Here is a 20,324-nt window from a genome sequence, read left to right as displayed (position 1 = left end):
CCTTCGTGCACACAACCGAACTTGATGCTCCTATTGGTGTCAAGCCACGTTGAGCCAGTTTCTGTAGGTGTCGGCGAAGGCGTCGTCGCGTTGTAGTCCGCGTTCGATGCGGGAGATGACGGTGGGCCAGACTCCGAAGTGGTTGGCGGCGGCTGTGACGGTGATGTTCTTGGCCTGCCGGGCGGGGCGCAGGTCGGCGTATTCGGGCACGTCGATTTGTCGGGTCAGCAGTTTGAACATTTCCCGGGCGATCGCGCGTTTGAGTTTGCGCAGGATCTCCTTCTTGCTGTGGCCTTTTGATTTCTGTCGCTGCACGTAGTCTTTCGTCGGTTGGTGACTGGACATGCGCACCAGGGCGATGCGGTGCAGTGCGCTGTTGGCGGCGCGGTCCCCGCCGCGGGATAGGCGGTGCCGGTTGGTTTTGCCCGAGGACGCGGGCACCGGTGCGGCGCCGGACAAGGCAGCGAAGGCGGCGTCGCTGTGCAGCCGGTGTGGGTTGGCGCCGGCGGTGATGAGCAGTTGGGCGGCGGTATCTGGACCGACGCCGTAAGCCGCCCGCAACCCGGGATTGGCGGCGGTGACGATCGCATCGATCTGCGCTTCGAGGGCATCGGCTTGGGTTTGCAGGAACTGCACCCGCTGGGCGAGCATCTTGGCCGCGACGAGCAGCGACTGCGCCCACGGCTCGGCCTGGGTGTCGGGTCGGCAGCGGGCGATCGCCTCGATCAACGTCAATGTTGTTAAACCACTGTACTTTTCGCGCACCGTGTCCGGTGCTGAGACCAGCATGGCCTTGATTTGGTTGATCACCGCGGTGCGGTGCTTGACCGCTGATCGGCGCGCGATGTGCAAGGCGCGCAGCCCCGCGGTCGCATCGTCTTTGGGGGTGGCCAGCTGATCGCCGGCCAACGCGGTCCGGGCCGCGCTGTAGGCATCGAGCGGATCGGACTTCCCTTTGCGGCGGCGGGTGGACTTGACCGCGCGGGTCACCTCGACGACCTCAATGCCGGCGGCGGTCAGTGCCCGGGTGAATCCGGCGCCGTAGCTGGCGGTGCCTTCCACCCCGATCCGCACGATGTGGCCCAGGGTCATCAGGAACCTGATGGCCGCCGCGTAGCCGGCGCGGGTGGTCGGGAACTCCTTATCGCCGAGCGTGGCGCCGGTCATGGAGATCGCAGCGACGTGGATGGTGTCGGCGTGGGTGTCCGCGCCGGCGACGACATCGAGGGATTCTGTCAAGATGATGGTGTCCCTTCTGACCTGATATTCGGGTGGGGCACACACCGGCCAGGGCGGGCAGACAAGACATTGATAAGGAACGGCCAGGCTCCTGATTAGGTCATGTCCGTCCTGTCCGGCGTGAACAAGACGCGCTACCACGCAGGCCGGACAGATCAAGTGATGGACAACCCAGCAGGGCGTCAGTCGGTGGAGGAGTCACGACCAGCGCGGTAACGCTCTTCCATCATCAATGTCGGTGGGGTCTGTCAGTCTATAGGGCTCGCGGGAAGCGGGCGTTTCTCAGAAGGACGGAGACCCCGATGACTACCAACCTCAGCCGCGTACGCGTGTTGCTCGCCGCTACCGCCACGGCGCTTGTCGGGCTCTTCGTGGCGGGTCCTGCGGAGGCCGACCAGTACGACTTCGTTTCGAACCTGGACAACAACGGCGTCTACTACTCGTCGATCTCGGGCGTCATCGATGCCGGCAAGATGACCTGTCGGCTGTTGCGTTCGGGCGCCGGCGTGCCCGGCGCGCTTGGCTTTCTGAGCCGGGTGGGTTACGCGCGATATGAGTCGGCCACCATTGTCGTCGCTGCTGCCGACAACATGTGCCCTGACGTTGAGCCGGTGATCGATGCGTTCCTGAACCAACCCACGGGTGAAGGCGTCCGCGCGTGACGTCGGCCGAGCGGTGCGATGTGCAGTGGCGGACGCGCCTATGGCAACGGAACCGCACTTGCTACCAAACGATCAATGTCGGTGCCCCATGCCATTCTGTTCGGCTCGGTTGAGAGCACGACACCCCGACCGCGATGAATAGGAGCGATCAATGACCAGACCCTCAACCCCCGCACCCGGCTGGTATCCGGACCCCGGTGGTCAGCCCGGCCAGCGCTACCACGACGGTCGTCGGTGGACGACACACTTCGTACCGACCCCACCGACTGCGCCCGCGCCGGCACCCGCGCATGCCGTCGCGGTGGCGGTATCAGCCGGCGGCGGCACCAGCCATGCACTGCATCTTGTCCTGACGGTGTTGACGTGCGGCCTGTGGCTGCCGATCTGGATCCTCGCGGCCATCTTCGGCGGTGGCGGGTCCTCCGCGGTGGCCGTCGCCGGCAACGGCGCTCTCGTGCGAACAACGAACCCCGGGGCGAAGGTCATCGGCGCGGTCTTCGTCGGACTGTTCGTGCTGGGCACCGTGAGTAAACATCCGTGGCTCATCGGTGTTTTCGTCGCGCTGGCGATGCTGGCGGGGTTCGTGTTCTGGGCGGTGAAAGCTGCACAGCAGCGAGAGGAGCAGCTGCGCCACGAGCAGTTCCAGCGCGACATGCTCGCCGATCGCGCCGTCTTTGAGGACCAGCTCTATCAGCAGGGCGATCCGCGTGGGATGCACGGACGGTACATGCCTCCGTCGGACCCGCTGTGAGCCAAGCCGTGGTGCCAGGGAGCGGCGGGAAGGCAAGGCCATGAAGTGCGATGATCACTCCGTGACCGGTTACGACGTCATCGGAGATATCCACGGTTGCGCTGACCCATTGGAATCACTGTTGGACGCAATGGGATACCAGCACACCAACGGGGCGTATCGGCACCCGAGCCGGCAGGCGGTGTTCGTCGGCGACCTGATCGACCGCGGCCCGCACCAGCTGCGCGTGCTCGAGACTGTGAAGGCGATGGTCGACGCCGGCAGCGCGCAGATCACCATGGGCAATCACGAGTTCAACGCCGTCTGCTACGGCACCCTCGGCGCCGACGGTGACTATCTGCGCCGGCATTCGGATAAGAACGCTCGACAGCACCAGGCGTTCTTAGAACAGTTGACGGACGAGCAGCAGCAGCACTACCTCGACTGGTTCCGCACCATCCCACTGTGGCTGGACCTCGGTGGACTGCGGGTCGTCCACGCGTGCTGGCACGAGCCGTCGATGAAAGTTGTTGAGCGGGAGCTTGGTTCGCATCGATTCAGCACTGACAAGCAGTTCGCGGACGCCTCGACCGAAGGTCATCCGCTGTACGACGCGGTCGAGACGCTCATCAAAGGACCCGAGCTGAGTCTGACCGACCACGGGCAGCTGCCGTACCTCGACAAGGACGGGCATGCCCGCAGCCAGGCGCGGCTGCGGTGGTGGAGCGCCGGTTCGACGCTGCGCGAATTAGCCGAGATGACAAGCACTTTCACGACCGCGGGCGGCGCGCCGTATCCTGAACTGCCGGCGCTCCAGGTGGCCAACGACGACCACGTCTACCGCGGCGACGTGCCGGTCGTCTACGGCCACTACTGGCGGACGGGCACGCCGGAGCATGGCCTCGATTGGACCGACCGCACCGCCTGCGTGGACTTCAGCGCCGTCAAGGGCGGGACCTTGACCGCATACAGATGGTCGGGGGAGTCGACTGTGCGGGTGGAGAATTATTGTGCTGTGCGGGCCTGAGCATAGGGAAATCCCCGATTCGTCGGAGCCGTCGCCTTCCTAAGCTCGGATCACCCGAGCAAAGGACCCTGCCATGCACCTCAAGCCCGTCCTGCTGGCCACCGCCGCCGCCCTGACCCTGACGGCAAGCCTGGCCGGGTGTAGTAAGGCGCAGATCGAGTCGACGACCAACAGCATGAAGGCCAAGCACGCCGAGGCGATTGACGCCTGCGCTCTGCTGTCGGACGACGAGATCGCCGCCTACATCCCGAAACCGTTCGTGAAGAAGCCCACGGGAAACGGCGTCGACAACGCGGCGAGCTGCAATTGGGAAAATCCTGACAACTACAAATCGGTGACGCTCGACGTCGGCCCGGAGGATTCGGCGCCCGGCAACACGCTGCCGTCCCCGAAAGCCGGGTTTGAGAGCCACTACCACGACGGGCCGGACGGCCTGCGCTCCTTCTCGGGACAGTTGGAGTTTCCGGCGTCCAACCGACACAACTACGTGCAAGTGGTTGCCAACCTCACGGGAGACGCCGATGAGCAGAGCATGCTGGCGCTGGCCAAGTTGGTGTCGCCGCGTATTCCCAGTTAGCCGTTGGGTGGGCTGAAGAACTCCACCACGTCCACCGCTGACGGTTCGCCGTCCAGCAGCTCGATCAGATCGTCGACGTCGTCTGGCTTGACCACCACCAGGGCTCCGACGAACTGCAAGCCGTCGCCGACGGGGAGGGCCCGGGCGCAGACCACCTGGCCGGGTTTCAGCGTTCCGCCCACCATGTCGCTCAGCAGCGTCAACGTCTCATCGAGCAGAAGGTCGCGGACGGTCACGGTGTCGGCGACGCGCACGACTTCGTACATCGAGCGCTCCCCTTCCGCTCAGATGCGAAGTAACGCGCGTTCGTCGGCGGGTAGCAGCTCGCCGCGTTGTTCGAGGAATTCGGCGAATCCACCGCCTTCGACCAGCACGCTGTCGATCACCAGGGGGTCGTCGATGAGGCGAGCATTGCACGTACCGATATCGCGCGCCTCGCAGACGTGCAACATGAGCCAGACGTCATCAAGCAATTCATTGCCGGCCTGGCACGGTCTGTCGCCACGGAAGTGACGCATCGCACCCTCACTGCTGACGTACGGGCGATTGCGCCGACGATCAACGTCGAAACCATCGCGGGTTACGTCCGACTCTTACAGCGGCTCTTAATCATTGAGGCGCAACCAGCTTGGACCCCAAAACTGCGATCCCGTGCGCGGCTGCGGACGTCGCCCAAGCTCCACCTCGTGGATGCGTCACTCGCTGCCGCGGCGCTCGGTGCCGGGCCGAGGCAGTTGCAGCGCGATCTGGCGACATTGGGCAGTCTCTTCGAGAACTCAGTCGTTCACGATCTGACTGCACTCGCCTCAGTACACGGCGGTGAAGTCCGCCACTACCGAGACTCGAACGGCAAGGAGATCGACGCGGTCCTAACCTTGCCCGACGGAAGATGGGGTGCCGTCGAAAATCAAACTTGGTGGCGCGCAGATGAAGACGGGTATTGAGTCGCTGCGCGCCGCAATCGGCCAGATCGACACCACCGCCGTAGCTGAGCCGGCATTCCGTTTGGTTGTCACCGGCACAGGCCCGATTCTGACTGCCGACGACGGAACTGTGACCAGCCCATTGGGCGCGCTGGCTCCGTGACGGGTGCGGGCGTCGCTGCGGCCGATCTCTATCGTCCGCAGTTGGAGCGGGATCTGTGGCACGCCAACACCAGGCTGTATCCCAGCGCCAGGGGATTTCGCGGGCCCGCCGGAACAAGGCGTCATCGTCGACCGGATGCCGTGTCGGCAGATCGCGGGCATCGTCGGGTACCTGCCATCACTCACGGGAGTATTCACCATTCAGTGGGCTGGCCAGCTGTCTGAGTTGGCGAACCTCGTGACTTGGTTGGACTCCTCAGAGCGACGATGGCCGTGTCGGCGGGTGACGGTGCGCAATGACGGGCCGGTCGCAACGTAGCGTTGTCGCCATGTCGAAGAGGAAGCGACCACACACGGCGCGACGGTCCGGCCACTCGAAGCGTCATAAGGCTGAACCCGACCTGCTCGACGACGTCCGTGCCGCGCTCGCCGAACCGGACCCACTGCACATGTTGTCACTGGTCAGTGCGCTGGCATCCGCGCTCGATCCTCGCGGCCAGCAGCCACTGGCTGACCTCCCTATCTTCGAGATCCCCACACTGGGGGAACTGGCCGGGACGTTCATCGAGGTGGACGTGCCCGAGACCACGGCGCTGCTGGCGGTCATCGCCGAGCTGGCTGGTGACGACGAGGTACTCCGTGCTCGGATCCGCCGAACTCTCGATGACCGGGCCGCGGCCGAACCGGTGTGGCTGACCCGTCTGTCGGAGACGACCGTCTACCGGATTCTGCGGATGGGGCATGTCTTTGGCGACGGCGACAACGTCATGCTGGGCGTGCGACTCGCGGGCGAGTATGAGGTCACGTTCCTCGTTTACGTTGACCACAACATGGGCACGGTGGTCAAGGACGCCTTCGTGGTGCCCGAACCGATCGACGTGGTCGTGGCCGAGTATGAGAAATCCACTGCGGGTGAACCCGGCATGATGTGGGAGGAACTCAGTGGTGCCGATGCGCGTGCCTGGATCGACGAAGCAATCAGCCTGGGCGCCATAACCTTTCCACCTTTCGAGACCGAATCATGGCCGGAATGTCGTCCATTGGTGGAGTGGGTTGTCCGGCGGCTTCCCGATGGGGGAACGGGCTACCAACGGCCGCAGTGGGAACAGAAGCAGCGGGACGATCTCGCCAACCGCTTTTTCGCGTCAGTGTGGGGCCGGCGTCTTGATGATGCCGACCACCGGAGCCTTCTCGAGTCGCTGATGTGGTACGCCGTTGACTACGGGCCTGGGGACCCGCTGCGGTGGAGCAGCGTCAAGGTCGAGATCCTGCTTACCGACTGGCTGCCGCGCAAAGTTGTTGCCCCCGTGCGGTTCCTGTCCTTGGCGCCCGATCTGCTGCGGGCATTCGTCTGTTTCGTACACGACGAAGTCGATATGCCGCAGGTGCTGACGGACGAGACGCTGTCGGCGATAAATGATTGTCGACGGCGGTTTATTCAAGGCATTCAGGCCGCGACGTCACCGGGGCCACCCGAATTGTTGGCCGCTCTGAGCGGCAATGCTGATATTGCGGGCGTTCCAGGATTGATCGACCACGACATGCTCAGCGAGATGGCGCTCAATAACTTGGCTCAGGCAGTCGGTGGGCGGCGCCAGCTGGATCGATTGGGTGTTAAGCCATTGCCAGATGAGGTATTTCGATGGGGCGGCATACCCGAGGATATTGCACCGCGCGTCACTGAAGTGCTCGCGCTGGTTGATTCGTGCTGTAACGAGCTTCTTGATGTTGAGTACCGGACCGCCTGCCGACGTCTACTTGCTCGTGTCGCCTTGGCGGACCCAGCAGTGTTCAGTAGGCGTGGGCGAGCGGAAACCGCTGCCGCCGGGTTGGTCTGGATTGTGGGTCAAGCGAATGGTCTGTTCGACGGTACAGACAGTTCGGGCCTGCGCGTCAAAGACCTTGCCGCGCATTTCGGCGTCGGCAACGGGAGCCCTGCTCAGCGCGGGGTCACCATGCTGCGTGCCATGGGACTTACGGGCAGCGCCTACGGAGTGAACCTCGGGTCGCCTGACTATCTGGTCGCAGAATGCCGGGAATGGATTGTGCAGCACCGGGACACCTTCCGCGACCGCATGGGGATGTGACGGGGGCGTTCGAGTGCGATACCGAGTCGTTTCGAGATGGGAGTCGGCCAAGGCGACGAAGACGCGACTTCGTCAAGTGCCAGTTTCGTGAACAGGCCACGAGATCGTGGCCAGCACATGTTTCCACCCATCGCGGACCTGTTGGGCCGCTGCAAGAAACGCCGCCAGATCGGTTGGATCGTCGCCGCTTGCAGTCGTGGCGCGGTCGTCGAGTATGTTCTGCGCCGCCGAGATATTGATGGCCAGATCATCTACCGAGGCTGGCGCGGATGTCCTTCATGCGTCGGTACAGCCTGAGTGGATGCTCGGGTGTGCGGAGGAAGCCGAATCGCTCGTAGAAGGTTGCGGCGCTGTCGTCGATCGCGTCGATCGCGTCGATCGCGTCGATCGCGTCGACCACGACCAGTCGTGCTGCTGCCACCTCGCCGGCGGCGACCGCTTTACGCAGCGCCTCCGCAAGGAGTAACGCGCCGAAACCTTTGCGGTGCATCGAGCGATCGACAGCCAGACGGGCCAACAACACCATGCCGACCGGATATCCCGGCTTACCGCGAACCAATTTGTCAGGGGCATCGGCTCGTAGTACCGACCCCATTGTGAGGCTGAAATAACCCACGATGCCACCGTCCGCGGTGACCAGGAAGGTCCTGGCCGAGTCCATCAGTTGGGCGGCGAGCGCGTGCCGACGAAGCCACTCGTCGAGCGTCGCGTTTCCGGAATTGAAGTCAGTGACGTCGTGGCGCGCATCGAGTCGTTCGAGTTGTGTGCGCTTCACGCCTCATGAAGTTTCGTGTTGCCTTTGAACAGCTCAACCAGCTCGGGCACCGTTTGCGCCGGTGCGTCGAGTTCGGCAATGAATCGATCGAACGCCTGATTCGACAGCATCAAATCCTGGTGTCGTTTCACGACGCCCTTGGCTCGCGTTGTCACGGTGTCCAGGACGAACGCGGTGACAGTGGTGGCCTCGAGGTCGGCCGCCTGCCGGATGAGTGCGTCCTGTTCCGCAGTGACGCGAACTTCCAGCCGATGACGGCGAGGTTTGGCAGCGGGTTCGCTCATAGCTCGAGCGCACTGTGTCCGGACAGAGTCCGGACGAATTGGGCGAGCCACGAACTCGGCGGCGCAACTGTCTGCGTGTCTCACAGGCCTGCATGCATCGGCATAGCCCGCTTGCAAAAGTCGGTGCAGAGCCTCTGCAAAGATCGGCATAGAAGCCCTGCTTTTATCGGCATAGAGCGATGCTGGACGTCATGGGGTTAGGGCTCTGAAGGGCGGTACCGGTTGAAGTGCTACCCCGCCGCTCCCGATCCCCGTTCCAAGAGTCGGCGCATCAGCGCTGCCACGCCAACATCTTCGGCCAACTCGATGGCCTGGGCCAGATCCTTGGCCACCTCGCCATCAGGGTCGGCGGTGACGGCCGCGATGATGCGCTTCCAATGCTTCATTGATCCGCGGTCGATCGCAGTAAGGATTCCTTCGACGCCCCATTGCTCGACGGGATCGTCTGGGGTCACGTTCAGATTGCGAAACTTGAGTTCAGGCATATTCACAGTCCTTCTGTCACATCGCATCTGCAATTGCGCGACACTGCTGTACTACGCAATCCCAGTCCGTCCATGGCGCGCGAAGTCCCTTGTAGGCCGGTAGCTGGGTTGTCACACGAGAATCTTTCGGGCGCGGCTCACTGAGCTGCCGGAGAATCTGCGAAGCGACGCTGTCCGGCCCTGCGTTTACATCCGCATAGAAAGTATCGAGATCACGCAAAGTTGATGCAGCCCAGGCAATTCCCAACTCGCCAGATAGAGCTGCCACGTCAAGATAGTCGCGTACCTGGTTGCGTCGAATGATGAGCCAACCCTTGATCCGCAACGCCTCTTCGGCCGTAGGCACTCTGATCCGCTGCCCTGACGGTAACGAGACCTCTTCCACTTCAAGAGGAACCGTGCGGATCATTTGTCGGACACCGGCTTCGATTCCGCCGAGTTCGCCAAAGATGATCTTCCCGGGTGTCGAGCGGTTGAAGACCCACTCGGGGTCGGATTCGAGAGCGTCCAGCACCGCGCCGAATCGCTGCTCCAGATCCCGCACGACGTGATCGTGGTCGAAGGAGTCGCGATGCCGCGCATGAAAAGCCGCCGCAGATCTGCCGACCGGTACGGCGTCGGGAACCAGCCGCTGCAGCCGTGCAGCTGATTCCAATACGACATCGAGATCGGACATAGAGCAACAGTAATGCGAGACGTAGTATTCGCGCGGGACCGTCGGCTTCACACGACAGGTGGACTGAAGAACCCCACCACGTCCACCGCTGACGGCTCATCGTCCAACAACTCGATCAGATCGTCGACGTCGTCTGGCTTGACCACCACCAGGGCTCCGACGGACTGCACACCGTCACCGACCGGCAGGGCCCGGGCACAGACCACCTGACTCGGTTTCAGCGTCCCGCCCACCATGTCCCTCAGCAGCGTCAACGTCTCGTCGAGCACCAGGTCGCGAACGGTCACGGTGTCGTCGACTTGCACGATCTGATACACCGACCGCTCCGCGTCCGCCCAGATGCGGAGTAGCTCCAACTCGTCCGTGGGGAGGAGCGCGCCACGTTGCTCAAGGAATTCGGCGAATCCACCGCCCTCGACCAGCACGCTGTCGATCACCATCGGATCGTCCATGAGAACGGAGCATCGTTTCTTCGTCCCGCGCGGCCCGTGCGCGCGTTACCCGGACGTCGGTCAGCAGCTCGTCCCAGTCGCTGTGCATCACATGTTGAACAGCCTTGGCGTACAACCAATCTGACCGTTCGAGAAGCGTCGCCTGCTCGTTGCCGAGGTGGCACTTCTTGTACTTGCGGCCCGAGCCACACCAGCACGGCTCATTGCGACCTTGCCGGTCAATTGTGCTGGCAACCAGACCACGCGGTCGTCGGGCAGAAAGCCCATCGGCCAGTCGATGTGGGAGTCGAACTCGCCGAATACCGCCTGCGGGTTCTTGACGCCGTTGGCCTGCAACTTCTGCAGTGCTTCGTCGTGACTGAGCGGTCCGTGCTCAGTCAGCAGCTGGACGACGGGGTGCGTCAGGTCGATCGGTCGCGACATGCTCAAACCCTACTGGTCGCCGCACGCCACGTGATGTCGTGCACCGCCCGATCGAGCGGTGCACGACATCCGTCCTAGTTGCTCTCGCCTCGGGACACCGCGCGGTCCTCGTCGCTGAACCGTGCGTGTCCCACACTGCGCATGCTCGCGGTGTAGGCCCCTAGCCGCTCCATTGCCATCGGCGCCGCCTCGGCGACGAAATCCATTGCCGCGTCCGCGCTGATACCCAAGCTTCCGGCGACCTTCACCGAATCGATGCTGGCGCCCAGAAACACGAATTGCCACGAGTGCTCGTCCTGTTGCTCCGTGATCATCGCCTTCACGGATCCCTGGGTGTGCTCTGGCGAGTCCCCGATTCTGAGTCCACCCGGAATTAGAGTCGGGTTTGTTGATCCAGATTCAGTTGATTTCGCAGGCCATCGGGGTGTGACTGCACGTACAGACGGCAGCGTACTCGGCGGGTGTTCGGTAGCCCAGCGCCGAGTGCCGGTGCCGCAGGTTGTGGTCAGCCTTGAAGTCCCCGATCACCACTCGGGCCTCCATCAGGGTGTTCCAGTGATTGCGGTTGAGGCACTCCTTGCGTAGTCGGTTGTTGAACGATTCGATGTAGCCGTTGTTCCACGGCGTGCCCGGCGGGATGTAGGACAACCCGACCTTGCCGTCGCAAAACTGTTGCAGCGCAGCCGAAATGAACTCAGGGCCGTTGTCCATCCGCAACACCATCGGCGGCCCGCCGGCCGCGGCGAACACCTTCTCCAACTCGGCCACCAGTCGCTGCGCGGTGATCGACCGCTCGACGATGTTCAGCAGCGACTCACGGGTGTGCTCGTCAAGCATCGACGCGATCTTGATGGCCTTGCCGTCGACGGTGGAGTCGAACTGAAAATCGATGGCCCACACCACCTTCGGCGCATCCGCGATGACCTCCGGTGGGCACGATGACACCCCCGACCGCTTGCGCGGCGAGGTGACCTTCACCTGCAGACCTTCCTCGCGCCAAAGCCGGTGGATCTTCTTCTTGTTCACCTCACGGCGCTCGTCGTACCGCAACGCCGCCCAGGCACGCCGGAACCCATGACACGGGTGTTTGGTGGCGTACGAGCGCAACCAAACCCGCATATCGGCGTCCGGATCGGACGGGGTCAGCGCCATCGGCAGGTTTCTGTAAGTGGAGCGGGCCAGCCCAACGGCCTTGCACGCCAACCGTTCCGACATGCTCAAGGTGTCCTTGAGCATGTCCACGGCGCGGCGCTTGGCAGCTGGGCTCAGAATTTTCCCTTCGCAACCTCCCGCAACGCGTCCTTCTCCAGCTCAGCCTCGGCCAACAGCCGCTTGAGGCGGGCGTTCTGCTCGCGCAGCTCCTGAGCTCGCGGGCGGCGTCGGTGTCCATCCGCCGTAGGCGGCGCCAGTTGTACAACGTCGCCGGCGATACGCCCAGCTCGGCGGCGATCTCCTCGCCAGTCTTGCCCTCGGCAGCCAACTCGTCCGCGCGGCGCAACTTGCGCACGATGTCCTCCGCGGAATGCCGCTTGCGTCCAGCCATGTATCTCATCGTCCCTTCTCGGCCCGAAACCGGGCCACGGGACTCTAAAACACGCTGGACTCATTCACAGGGAACACGCCAGCTCCACCGAAGAGTTCTCATAACCGTCGGTGATGACGACGATGATCACGGTGCCCGGCCGCTCGTCTTCAGCCATGTGGGCGATCGTGGCGCGAGACTCGGCAATCAGCCGCCCGAGCGCGTCACACAGCGCAGTCGCATTGCGCGGTTCCAGACGGTACTGCGGGACCGACTCGATGGGCTGCCACTGGTACACAGTTTCGTAGGCGTTGTCGAACTGCGCGAGAGTGACTCGCGCCGGCCCGGGTTGTGCGGCTTGTCCCTTCAGGTATGCGTTGAGCGCGAATTCCATCTCGGACCGCATGTCCTCCATCGAGCCGGAGCGGTCCACCAAGACGCCGATGTAGGTCAGGTCGCGATTGGTCATGTCGGGTTCCCTTCAACGTATTCGATCGCCCCCTTGTGGTGAGCCGGTCAGAATGGCACAGCCCACCGACAGAAAACGAGGAGGCCGCCCACTCAGCTAACTATCGAGCCACCGAATTGTCGTACCCTCCTGAGATAATTGACATATGCCGCAAACGATCCACCATCGCCTGCACATCCTCGAGGCCGCCGATTGGAAGGACGGCGTCATCACCCTGCTGGAGCCCCGTTCGCCGTACCGCCCCTGGCGCTACGCGTTCGGGGAGTCCCGCCCGGGCGACTGCGTTCTGCTGGTGCTGGGGACCGATCCGGTGTCGGTGCTGACCTCCCTGGGCCGCATCGACCATGACGGCGGGTTTGGTGGTGCACTGGTCAGCTCGCGGCGATGGTCTCAGAAGTTGGTTGACCTGACCACGTTGGCGATGATGTGCGATCTGGACGATCCGTTCGTCACCTGGCGCTTCGATGACGACGATGCCGAGCGCCTGATCCTGGCGTTGCACGAGAGCCGGGTGCCTGGCAGCATGCACCATCGGTGGGGGCACTCTTCGGTCGCCGCGGCACGAAACCTGTTGCAGTTCAACGGCCGTTGCGACGGTTGCGACCACGAGATCGATCTCACGGAGGACGATGCGCGTGACCACGTGCACGTCCACACCGCCGACCCGCTGCCGCGCCCCGCACCGCCTTCGCCGATCAGAACCGATGACGGCCCGGCCCAGCGCTGGCCCGATCGCTATCTTATGAGGCATTCCGCGCGAGATTGGCCGGCCGTCTTGTGCCGGCGGTGCCGTGACCGGATGCACGACGGAAACTTCAGATCATTCATCGACTTTCGATTCGCTCAGCACCCGGCATGCGCGAGGTGCGGCGGGCAACGGACCCAGGCGATCGGCTACGGCGAACCGGTCAGTCCCGATTGGGCACCGTGGCTTCACAAGGCGGGTTGTTGCGTGCGCGACGAGAAGTGGCACTGCGAGCTGTGCGAGCACGAATGGGTATGAGCGGACGTCCCGGAATGGCGTTATGCCACGATGACCCCATGCCGCCCAGCATTTGGTTTGAACGACTCACCGGGTTCGTTGAGTCTGACTACGAAGCCACTCGTTCCCGTCTGAGCGTCGAAGGCGATGAGCTTGTCTCCTCGGCGAATGGCAAGCGATACGGCATCGGGACGTTGCGGACGCCGAGCCTGGGGGAGCTGCGAGCTGTCACCGTCCCCGATCGGGGCCGCACCATTGTCACGTGCACGGTCGGCGACGTTGGCGCGATGCACAGTGATCCCGAGTTCGAGGGCGCGTTGTTCCAGGTGGCGTCGCAGTTCAACCTGCTGGAGATGACGCACTACACCGTCACTCCGGAAGACGGGGTGACCCGCTACGCCCATGACCACACCCAGGGGCCCGCGTGTGCGATCGCGGCTGGTGCCGGGACCATCTACCGGAACTACTTCGCGTCGGTGCACGGGCAGTCGGGCCAGACGGCCGATCGCCAATTGAACATGCTGGAACGCGTTGGGCTGTCGCTGTCCGAGCACCTCGGCCTATCCGTTTCGTCGTTGTGGCGCATGGAAAATGGCTATGCGCTGTGCACCGCTGACGGGCTGGCGGCGATCAACGACTTCCTTGCCGCAGCATCTCCGGAGGTGCGCGATGCTCTGGCGGGCGAGCTGACCATTGGGCTGCACCTCGACGTCGAGGTGACCGAGGCATCGCGAGTGCCAGGGCCGGTCGTCTCGCAGGCGTACTGCTCGGCGCTGCCCGTGGCGTATTCGAATGTGCCACAACGACACTGGGAGGGTTTCGCTCGGCTGGTGTTGGAATCCGCCTACGAGGCAACCCTTTTGGCGGCGGTCGACGCGGCCAACGCCGGCGGCTCGAACATCGTGCTGTTGACGCGATTGGGTGGGGGAGTGTTCGGTAATGCCGACGAGTGGATCGACACCGCCATCCTCAGGGCACTGAGCATTGTGGAGCATGCTGGGCTCGACGTCCGTCTGGTGAGCTACGGCAGCGTCCACCCGAATATGCGTGCCGTTGCCGACAAGTGGGCCTAGGGTGAGACATCGCTAAGGGAGGGAATGCGTTTCGTGGCATCACCATTGACTAGGGATCAGAAGATGCAGCGTGTGGTGGATAAGACGCGCGTACGCGTCGAGCAGACATCGCCGTCAGCCCGCCTTCTGAGGCACATGCCCAACAGTATGCTCGGAGTTCTTGTTCGCGCGACGGGGGCTGAACGTACATCGGAGGAATTGTCAATACCTGTGGATCGGCTTGTTTCAGGCGACCTCCGTTCCAGTTGATTCGGTCGGTGCCGAGTCCGCCGACGGGGTGATGTCGGTGGGTCGCTCGAGCAGTTTGCCTTTGTGGAAGATCGCGCCGGCCCGGACCAGAGCGACCAGGTGCGGTGCGTTGACGGCTCGCCAGCGGGCTTGCGCGGCGTCGATCAGCTTGTAAGCCATGGCCATTCCGGCGACGCGTGAACCCGGCCCCTTGGTCACCTTGGTCCTCAAACGTACCGTGGCAAACGTTGATTCGATCGGGTTGGTAGTGCGCAGATGGACCCAGTGCTCGGCCGGGTACTTATAGAACTCCAGCAGCACATCGGCGTCATCGACGATCTTGGCGACCGCCTTGGGGTACTTGGCGCCGTAGTCCACCTCGAACGCCTTGATCGCCACCTGCGCGTGGTCGATATCCTCGGCGTTGTAGATCTCCCGCATCGCCGCGATCGCCCCCGGATGAGCCGACTTTGGCAGGCAGGCAAGAACATTGGCCTGCTTGTGAAACCAGCACCGCTGCTCGCCGGTGGCCGGGAACACCTCACGCACGGCCTTCCAGAACCCCAGGGCCCCATCGCCGACGGCCAGCACCGGTGCGGTCATCCCGCGACGTCGGCACGACCGCAACAGATCAGCCCACGACTCGGCCGACTCCCGGTACCCGTCGGTGAGCGCGACCAGCTCCTTGCGGCCGTCAGCGCGCACACCGATCATCACCAGCAAACAGAGCTTCTCCTGCTCCAGGCGCACCTTGAGATGGATGCCGTCGACCCACAGGTAGACGTAGTCGGTGCCCGACAGATCCTGGGCCTCGAAGGCCTTGGCCTCGTCCTGCCACTGCGTGGTGAGTCGGGTGATCGTCGTGGCCGACAAGCCGGCACCCGAGCCCAGGAACTGCTCCAACGCCGGACCGAAATCACTGGTCGACAAGCCATGCAGATACAGCAACGGCAACACCTCGGTCATCTGCGGCGACTTGCGCACCCACGCCGGCAGGATCGCCGAGGAAAACCGTTGCCGCTCACCAGTGTCCGGGTCAACACGTTTGTCATTGACCCGCGGCGCGGTCACACTCACCGCGCCCGCCGCGGTGAGCACCTCGCGCTCGCGGTGATAGCCATTGCGCACCACCAGCCGGTGCCCGTTCTCATCAAGCTCACCGGCATGAGCCTCGATGTAGGCGGCGACCTCAGCCCGCAACGCTGCGGCCAGCATCTGGCGGGCACCGTCGCGGACAATCTCATCGAGCAACGACCGCGACGAGCCAGCATCCTCGTTGGATGAATCCGCATCGTGAACTACCGTGAGCATGGGCGTACCTTCCCGAACCAGCGCGCCAACGCCGGCTCTTGATCAGACCTTCGACATTCAGATCATCCTCGGGAAGGTGCGCCCTTTCCTACGCCGCCTCGCCGAGGCTCATCCACAGGTTCTGATCATTGCTCCGTACATCGACCAAGCTGCTTGAAGACCTCAGTGATCGGTTCCGGCAAGCTGGTATCGAGTTCAGCCCTGATTTGGTAGACCCGGCCAACACACCGAAGACGCGAATCTACTTCTTCGACGCCGGTAGGCCGGTGAAGGGCTTGCAGCCCACGAGGGAGCTGTTCAAAGTCGAGAGCGAGTTGTCCCGATTCCTTTGGCTTAACCGACAATTTCTCAGCAGTACTACAAAGAACCTACGTATCAGAGCTCAGCAGCAGCTGTTGGCGCCGGGCTCGATAATCGATCTCGTCGCAGTGGACACGAAGACCAAGGAACTGGTCGGCATTGAATTGAAGGCCGAAGAGCCGGATCAAGGGATCGTTGCACAGGCGGCCAAATACATGAAGGCGCTCAAAGCTCAGGCCGAAGCCGAGGGCCTGCGTGGTGCTCGACTGATGATCATCACCGGCCAACCCGATGAGCAACTAGAAGAAGCGGTTCAGGCGCACGCAGACAAGCTCGGTGTAAAGACCGACTGGCTCCTCTATCGCGTTCGCTTCGAGCTCAGAAGCGCCGCAGTCTAAGAAGCTGGTTCCAGATTTGTGACTGACTGCAGGTCCAGTCGAGTGCGTAGCGCCCCGATATTTAGCACGCGGTCGATTCACGCACGATCTCACCGATGTGACCCCGCCCTGGGGACATTTTCCGATGTGACGCTCATCGCCGACTCTCGACACCAGCCTTTTCGTCGCCTTTCCGTAGGGTCGAAACCGTGCATGTCTACCAACTGGCTTTCGAATGGACGGAAACGAACCGACACTGGCTGATCGAGGTCCCGATCCGGATCGTCTCGTACGCCGCGATCGCGCTGATCGCGCGGTTGGTCCTGCACCGGGTGATCGACCGCGCGACGACCGGTCGGACCGGCAAGCCCGCCACCACTGACGAGCAGTCGCAAACCACCCGTCCGCCACTGCTGCGCTACCTGCGCGACCGGACGGAGTCGTCGAACGCGCGCAAGGCCGCCGAACGGCGCCGCCAGCGTGCCCAGACAATCGGGTCGGTCCTGAAGTCGACGGTGTCGATCCTGCTGCTGATCTGGCTTGTCCTTGCCATCTTGAGCGTGCTGGGCGTGAACATCGCGCCGTTCATCGCCTCGGCCGGTGTCGTCGGCCTCGCGATCGGCTTCGGCGCGCAGAACCTGGTCCGCGACTTCGTCAGCGGCATTTTCATGCTGCTCGAAGATCAGTACGGTGTCGGCGACAACGTCGACCTCGGCGACGTGACGGGCGAGGTACAGACCGTCGGCTTGCGCATCACCACGCTGCGTGGCGGCGACGGCACCATTTGGTACGTCCGTAACGGCGAGATCAAGCGCGTCGGCAACATGAGCCAGGATTACGCCGTTGCGCAAGTGGAGGTTCCGGTCGCCCTGACCGCGGACCTCGACCGGGCGGAAGAGGTGGCCCTGCAAGCGGCCGAGTTCGCGATCAGTGATCCGGCGATCTCCGACAATGTGCTGGGTGACCTGGAAATGCTTGGCGTGCAGGAACTCTCACCGGATCTGCTGACTCTGCGGATGTCGGTGAAGACCAAGCCGAACACGCAGGGCTCGGTGCAGCGCCGCGTCCGCCGAGAGATTCTGCGGGCGTACGACGAACACGGCATCGCGCTGCCGTACCCGCAGGGCCGCATCCACGCGGTGGTGGGCGGCCGCGCAGCGGAGTAGTGCCCTGGGCTCCCCGAACAACATTGGTCGGGGAGCGGTCAGCGCCCCGCCGTCGCGTTCGGATTCACGCTGTCGACGGCGAGGACTGTGATCGCCATGCTGCGTCCGGATTCTGTCACGTATCTGCGGGTTTCGCCGACGTGCGAGGCGACCAGCGCCTTGCCCAGCGGGCACTCGACGGAGCAGGTGTCGCCCAGCGCCTTTGCCTCGGCTGGCAGGACGAGCTGGAAGACGTCCGTATCGTCGGGATCGCCGTTGAACGACACGGTGACCCACGCGCCCGGCACGGCCTGACCGTCGAGGATCAGCTGGTCGCGGGCATCGATTCTGTTGGTGGATGGCATTTCTCGCGGGTGCCGGTCTGCGCTGACCGCACCGTGTTCTTCAGCGGTATTCGGTGACCCCGCGCCAGTGGGCGAAACCCTTGACGCGGTGTTCGGGTGAATTACAGCGTCCACAATTGTCACTATCCGCCGCAGTTCCGTGGGTGGATGACGCACGCGAGCTTGTTTGCCGTGATGTCACGTGATGTACGTCCGCGTGTCAGGCGCGCGCCGCCGGACTCACGAACATCGCATCGGGCACCATGGGGACGTGCCGCTCTCCGAAACGTCGCTGTTCAACATGGCCGGTGATCTCATCTTCGCCCGAGGCGAGGACTACATCCGCTACGTTCGCGGGCTTCGGATCACCAAATCCAAGGCGTACGCATCGATTCAAGCCAAGCGCGTCTATCAGGTCGAGCTCGACTGGTCCGGCCCGCTGCCCGACGGAGTCTGCACCTGCCCGCACAACGCCGACGGCAACTTCTGCAAGCACCTGGTCGCGGTTGGGCTCGCTGCGATCGACAGCGGGCGGGTCGCCGTCGACGACCCCGCCGACGCGACGCTGGAAGCGGTGGTGCAGGCGATGGACGTCGACGAACTGCGAAAACTGGTCCTGACCCTCGCGCAGCAGGATGGCGGGGTACGGCGCCTTCTGGAAATACGCGCGACGGCGGCGTCAGGAGACGAGGCGCCTGCCCAGGCCGAATTCGAAGCCTATGTGCGAAACACGTTGGAATTCAGGGGCTATGTCGACTATCGGCGGTCGTTCGAGGTGGCGGAAGCAGTCGGCGACATGCTCGACGAACTTGAGGACCACCTGAACAACGGAGCGGCCGAGGTGGTGCGGCCGGCGCTGCTGCTCGCACTCACCGAGTTGCGCGCCATGCTGGAGGACGTCGATGATTCGTCGGGCTTCATCGGCGACCAATGCCAGCGGGCTGCCGACCTCTACGCACAGGCCTGCCGGCTGGGAACGCCCGACCCGACGAAACTGGCGACGTGGCTGGTGAAGTTCCGCGCGGAGTCGCCCGGATGGCCGATCCTCGTGTTGGCCGACTTCGTCGATGCGTTCGACGAGAAGGCGCTCAAGACGTACCGGCGGGCGGTGGCCGCGCTGGACAAGAAGCTGGCAGACCAGCCAAAAGGGCGACACGAAGTCGACGCCATGCTGCTGGAACTCGCCGATCACGACGGCGACGTCGACCTGGCGGTCCAGCTGCTCAGCGAGGGGACCTACGTCCAATACGGGGCGATCGTCAACCGGTTGCGCGCTGCCGGTCGCGAGGACGACGCCGTGGCGTGGATTGATCTCGCTGTGTCCGCCGGCGGTGTCTGGAGCTACGGCGGCGGCAACTCGCATTGGCTGAGCCCCGACTATGTCGCCGAGACGTACAAGGGACTGGGGCGCATCGATGATGCGATCGGTGTCCTCCGCGCCGACTTCGTCCGGCAGCCGTCTGTGGGCTTGTATCGCGTGCTCCTCGATTTCGCCGCCGGCGTCGATCGCGTTGAGTCCGAACGCACATGGGCCTACGACCATGCGCGACACCTGGCCGCAACGGACCGCTTCGCATTCGGCACAGTCCTGGTTCGGCTGTGCCTGAGTGACGGCGATATCGATGCGGCGTGGGAAGCCGCCGACCAGTACGGCGCCGGCTCGGCGTGGCGAGAATTGGCCGACCGAGGGGCCAAAGCGCGGCCTGTCGCGGCTGCAGACTTGTACAGGCCGGGGCTGGAGAAGGATCTGCGATACCCCAACTCCAAGCTTTATCCCGACATCGCGGCGAGACTGGCGACGATGGCCAAGCTTTACGAAAAAGGCGGTCGCGGAGCGGAATTCGCGATGTTCATCGCGCAGCTTCGTGAGCAGTACCGTAAGCGGCCGGCCCTTATGAAGGCGTTGGACACGAAGCGGCTGTAGCGGCCTTCCCATACTTGTCGTAGCCCGGGCGTAGCGTCCGCGGCATGACCGACAAACGACGTTTACGGAGCCTCAAACAGGCTCGACGCGATGTGCGGCGAACGGCGGAACCCGACTATGAAATGGCAAGCAGCAGTGGAGCTTTGC

General features: G+C 63.6%; 24 protein-coding genes and 1 pseudogene. 12 read left to right on the top strand and 13 right to left on the bottom strand.

Annotated features, from left to right (window positions below; all coding sequences use genetic code 11):
- Positions 1–39 precede the first annotated feature (39 nt).
- Positions 40–1,239 (bottom strand): IS110 family RNA-guided transposase, encoded by a 1,200-nt coding sequence (locus G6N46_RS11040; protein WP_138248280.1) that lies wholly within the window; start codon positions 1,237–1,239, stop codon positions 40–42.
- 302 nt (positions 1,240–1,541) lie between these two features.
- Here G6N46_RS11040 and G6N46_RS11035 point away from each other — a divergent pair, with 302 nt between their 5' ends.
- The 4 genes from G6N46_RS11035 to G6N46_RS11020 all read left to right on the top strand — a co-directional run bounded on the left by G6N46_RS11035 (position 1,542) and on the right by G6N46_RS11020 (position 4,235).
- Entirely contained in the window at positions 1,542–1,901 is a 360-nt protein-coding gene (locus G6N46_RS11035; RefSeq protein WP_138248281.1) for a DUF732 domain-containing protein, read from the top strand.
- A gap of 151 nt (positions 1,902–2,052) precedes the next feature.
- Positions 2,053–2,652: a DUF2510 domain-containing protein gene (locus G6N46_RS11030; RefSeq protein WP_138248282.1), complete on the top strand. Its 600-nt coding sequence runs from the start codon at positions 2,053–2,055 to the stop codon at positions 2,650–2,652.
- 40 nt (positions 2,653–2,692) lie between these two features.
- Entirely contained in the window at positions 2,693–3,658 is a 966-nt protein-coding gene (locus tag G6N46_RS11025) for a metallophosphoesterase (protein WP_138248283.1), read from the top strand.
- Between the two features lie 73 nt (positions 3,659–3,731).
- On the top strand, positions 3,732–4,235 hold the full coding sequence (locus G6N46_RS11020; protein WP_138248284.1) for a hypothetical protein: 504 nt from the start codon (positions 3,732–3,734) through the stop codon (positions 4,233–4,235).
- On the opposite strand, the gene G6N46_RS11015 is transcribed toward G6N46_RS11020, so the two are convergent.
- The gene (locus G6N46_RS11015) at positions 4,232–4,501 is read right to left on the bottom strand and encodes a hypothetical protein (RefSeq protein ID WP_138248285.1); all 270 of its coding nucleotides are present in this window, start codon (positions 4,499–4,501) and stop codon (positions 4,232–4,234) included. The genes G6N46_RS11020 and G6N46_RS11015 overlap by 4 nt on opposite strands.
- 66 nt (positions 4,502–4,567) lie before the next feature.
- Between G6N46_RS11015 and G6N46_RS11010 the strand changes: the two genes are divergently transcribed.
- The 3 genes from G6N46_RS11010 (at position 4,568) to G6N46_RS11000 (ending at position 7,407) form a co-directional block, all read left to right on the top strand.
- A complete protein-coding gene (locus tag G6N46_RS11010; protein WP_138248286.1) occupies positions 4,568–5,179 on the top strand; it encodes a DUF4143 domain-containing protein in 612 nt (203 codons plus the stop codon).
- Positions 5,163–5,321: a hypothetical protein gene (locus tag G6N46_RS11005; protein WP_163692721.1), complete on the top strand. Its 159-nt coding sequence runs from the start codon at positions 5,163–5,165 to the stop codon at positions 5,319–5,321. Before G6N46_RS11010 ends, G6N46_RS11005 begins: the two co-directional genes overlap by 17 nt.
- A gap of 328 nt (positions 5,322–5,649) precedes the next feature.
- The gene (locus G6N46_RS11000; protein ID WP_138248287.1) at positions 5,650–7,407 is read left to right on the top strand and encodes a DUF6398 domain-containing protein; all 1,758 of its coding nucleotides are present in this window, start codon (positions 5,650–5,652) and stop codon (positions 7,405–7,407) included.
- 247 nt (positions 7,408–7,654) lie between these two features.
- Here the strand turns inward: G6N46_RS11000 and G6N46_RS10995 are convergent, their stop codons facing one another.
- The 9 genes and pseudogenes from G6N46_RS10995 to G6N46_RS10960 all read right to left on the bottom strand — a co-directional run bounded on the left by G6N46_RS10995 (position 7,655) and on the right by G6N46_RS10960 (position 12,493).
- Positions 7,655–8,182 (bottom strand): GNAT family N-acetyltransferase, encoded by a 528-nt coding sequence (locus tag G6N46_RS10995; protein ID WP_138248288.1) that lies wholly within the window; start codon positions 8,180–8,182, stop codon positions 7,655–7,657.
- Entirely contained in the window at positions 8,179–8,466 is a 288-nt protein-coding gene (locus G6N46_RS10990) for a type II toxin-antitoxin system TacA family antitoxin (RefSeq protein ID WP_163692719.1), read from the bottom strand. Before G6N46_RS10990 ends, G6N46_RS10995 begins: the two co-directional genes overlap by 4 nt.
- A gap of 230 nt (positions 8,467–8,696) precedes the next feature.
- The gene (locus G6N46_RS28260) at positions 8,697–8,951 is read right to left on the bottom strand and encodes a hypothetical protein (RefSeq protein ID WP_167526408.1); all 255 of its coding nucleotides are present in this window, start codon (positions 8,949–8,951) and stop codon (positions 8,697–8,699) included.
- Between the two features lie 16 nt (positions 8,952–8,967).
- Positions 8,968–9,627 carry a hypothetical protein gene (locus G6N46_RS10985; protein ID WP_167526407.1) on the bottom strand — a complete coding sequence of 220 codons (660 nt, stop codon included), beginning with the start codon at positions 9,625–9,627 and terminating at the stop codon, positions 8,968–8,970.
- Between the two features lie 47 nt (positions 9,628–9,674).
- Positions 9,675–10,079, bottom strand: coding sequence for a hypothetical protein (locus tag G6N46_RS10980; protein ID WP_138248290.1), 405 nt, complete (start codon positions 10,077–10,079; stop codon positions 9,675–9,677).
- Positions 10,015–10,302 carry an SEC-C metal-binding domain-containing protein gene (locus G6N46_RS29065; RefSeq protein WP_407665191.1) on the bottom strand — a complete coding sequence of 96 codons (288 nt, stop codon included), beginning with the start codon at positions 10,300–10,302 and terminating at the stop codon, positions 10,015–10,017. The genes G6N46_RS10980 and G6N46_RS29065 overlap by 65 nt, the downstream gene beginning before the upstream one ends.
- Before the next feature lie 274 nt (positions 10,303–10,576).
- Positions 10,577–10,825 (bottom strand): hypothetical protein, encoded by a 249-nt coding sequence (locus G6N46_RS10970; protein WP_138248291.1) that lies wholly within the window; start codon positions 10,823–10,825, stop codon positions 10,577–10,579.
- A 76-nt stretch (positions 10,826–10,901) separates the two neighbouring features.
- Positions 10,902–12,045 (bottom strand): annotated as a pseudogene (locus tag G6N46_RS10965) (IS3 family transposase).
- 64 nt (positions 12,046–12,109) lie between these two features.
- Complete coding sequence (locus G6N46_RS10960) at positions 12,110–12,493, bottom strand: vWA domain-containing protein (protein ID WP_138251356.1); 384 nt, start codon at positions 12,491–12,493, stop codon at positions 12,110–12,112.
- 145 nt (positions 12,494–12,638) lie between these two features.
- Here G6N46_RS10960 and G6N46_RS28655 point away from each other — a divergent pair, with 145 nt between their 5' ends.
- Both G6N46_RS28655 and G6N46_RS10950 read left to right on the top strand, forming a co-directional pair.
- Positions 12,639–13,496, top strand: coding sequence for a hypothetical protein (locus G6N46_RS28655; protein ID WP_234880835.1), 858 nt, complete (start codon positions 12,639–12,641; stop codon positions 13,494–13,496).
- Between the two features lie 38 nt (positions 13,497–13,534).
- On the top strand, positions 13,535–14,548 hold the full coding sequence (locus tag G6N46_RS10950) for a hypothetical protein (RefSeq protein ID WP_138251355.1): 1,014 nt from the start codon (positions 13,535–13,537) through the stop codon (positions 14,546–14,548).
- 225 nt (positions 14,549–14,773) lie between these two features.
- Here G6N46_RS10950 and G6N46_RS10945 read toward each other — a convergent pair whose 3' ends face one another.
- Positions 14,774–16,087 carry an IS256 family transposase gene (locus G6N46_RS10945; RefSeq protein WP_163692717.1) on the bottom strand — a complete coding sequence of 438 codons (1,314 nt, stop codon included), beginning with the start codon at positions 16,085–16,087 and terminating at the stop codon, positions 14,774–14,776.
- 128 nt (positions 16,088–16,215) lie between these two features.
- Between G6N46_RS10945 and G6N46_RS10940 the strand changes: the two genes are divergently transcribed.
- Both G6N46_RS10940 and G6N46_RS10935 read left to right on the top strand, forming a co-directional pair.
- Positions 16,216–16,785 carry a PDDEXK family nuclease gene (locus tag G6N46_RS10940; RefSeq protein WP_138248296.1) on the top strand — a complete coding sequence of 190 codons (570 nt, stop codon included), beginning with the start codon at positions 16,216–16,218 and terminating at the stop codon, positions 16,783–16,785.
- A gap of 188 nt (positions 16,786–16,973) precedes the next feature.
- Positions 16,974–17,930: a mechanosensitive ion channel family protein gene (locus G6N46_RS10935; RefSeq protein WP_138248297.1), complete on the top strand. Its 957-nt coding sequence runs from the start codon at positions 16,974–16,976 to the stop codon at positions 17,928–17,930.
- Positions 17,931–17,968: 38 nt separating this feature from the next.
- Here G6N46_RS10935 and G6N46_RS10930 read toward each other — a convergent pair whose 3' ends face one another.
- Positions 17,969–18,274 (bottom strand): GreA/GreB family elongation factor, encoded by a 306-nt coding sequence (locus G6N46_RS10930; RefSeq protein ID WP_138248298.1) that lies wholly within the window; start codon positions 18,272–18,274, stop codon positions 17,969–17,971.
- 184 nt (positions 18,275–18,458) lie between these two features.
- Between G6N46_RS10930 and G6N46_RS10925 the strand changes: the two genes are divergently transcribed.
- On the top strand, positions 18,459–20,177 hold the full coding sequence (locus tag G6N46_RS10925; RefSeq protein WP_170215063.1) for an SWIM zinc finger family protein: 1,719 nt from the start codon (positions 18,459–18,461) through the stop codon (positions 20,175–20,177).
- Positions 20,178–20,324 lie beyond the last annotated feature (147 nt).

Origin of the sequence: Mycolicibacterium phocaicum, assembly GCF_010731115.1 — a bacterium.
Classification (GTDB): domain Bacteria; phylum Actinomycetota; class Actinomycetes; order Mycobacteriales; family Mycobacteriaceae; genus Mycobacterium; species Mycobacterium phocaicum.
The sequence above is the reverse complement of the archived record's forward strand: the minus strand, read 5'-3'. Positions and strand labels throughout refer to the sequence as shown.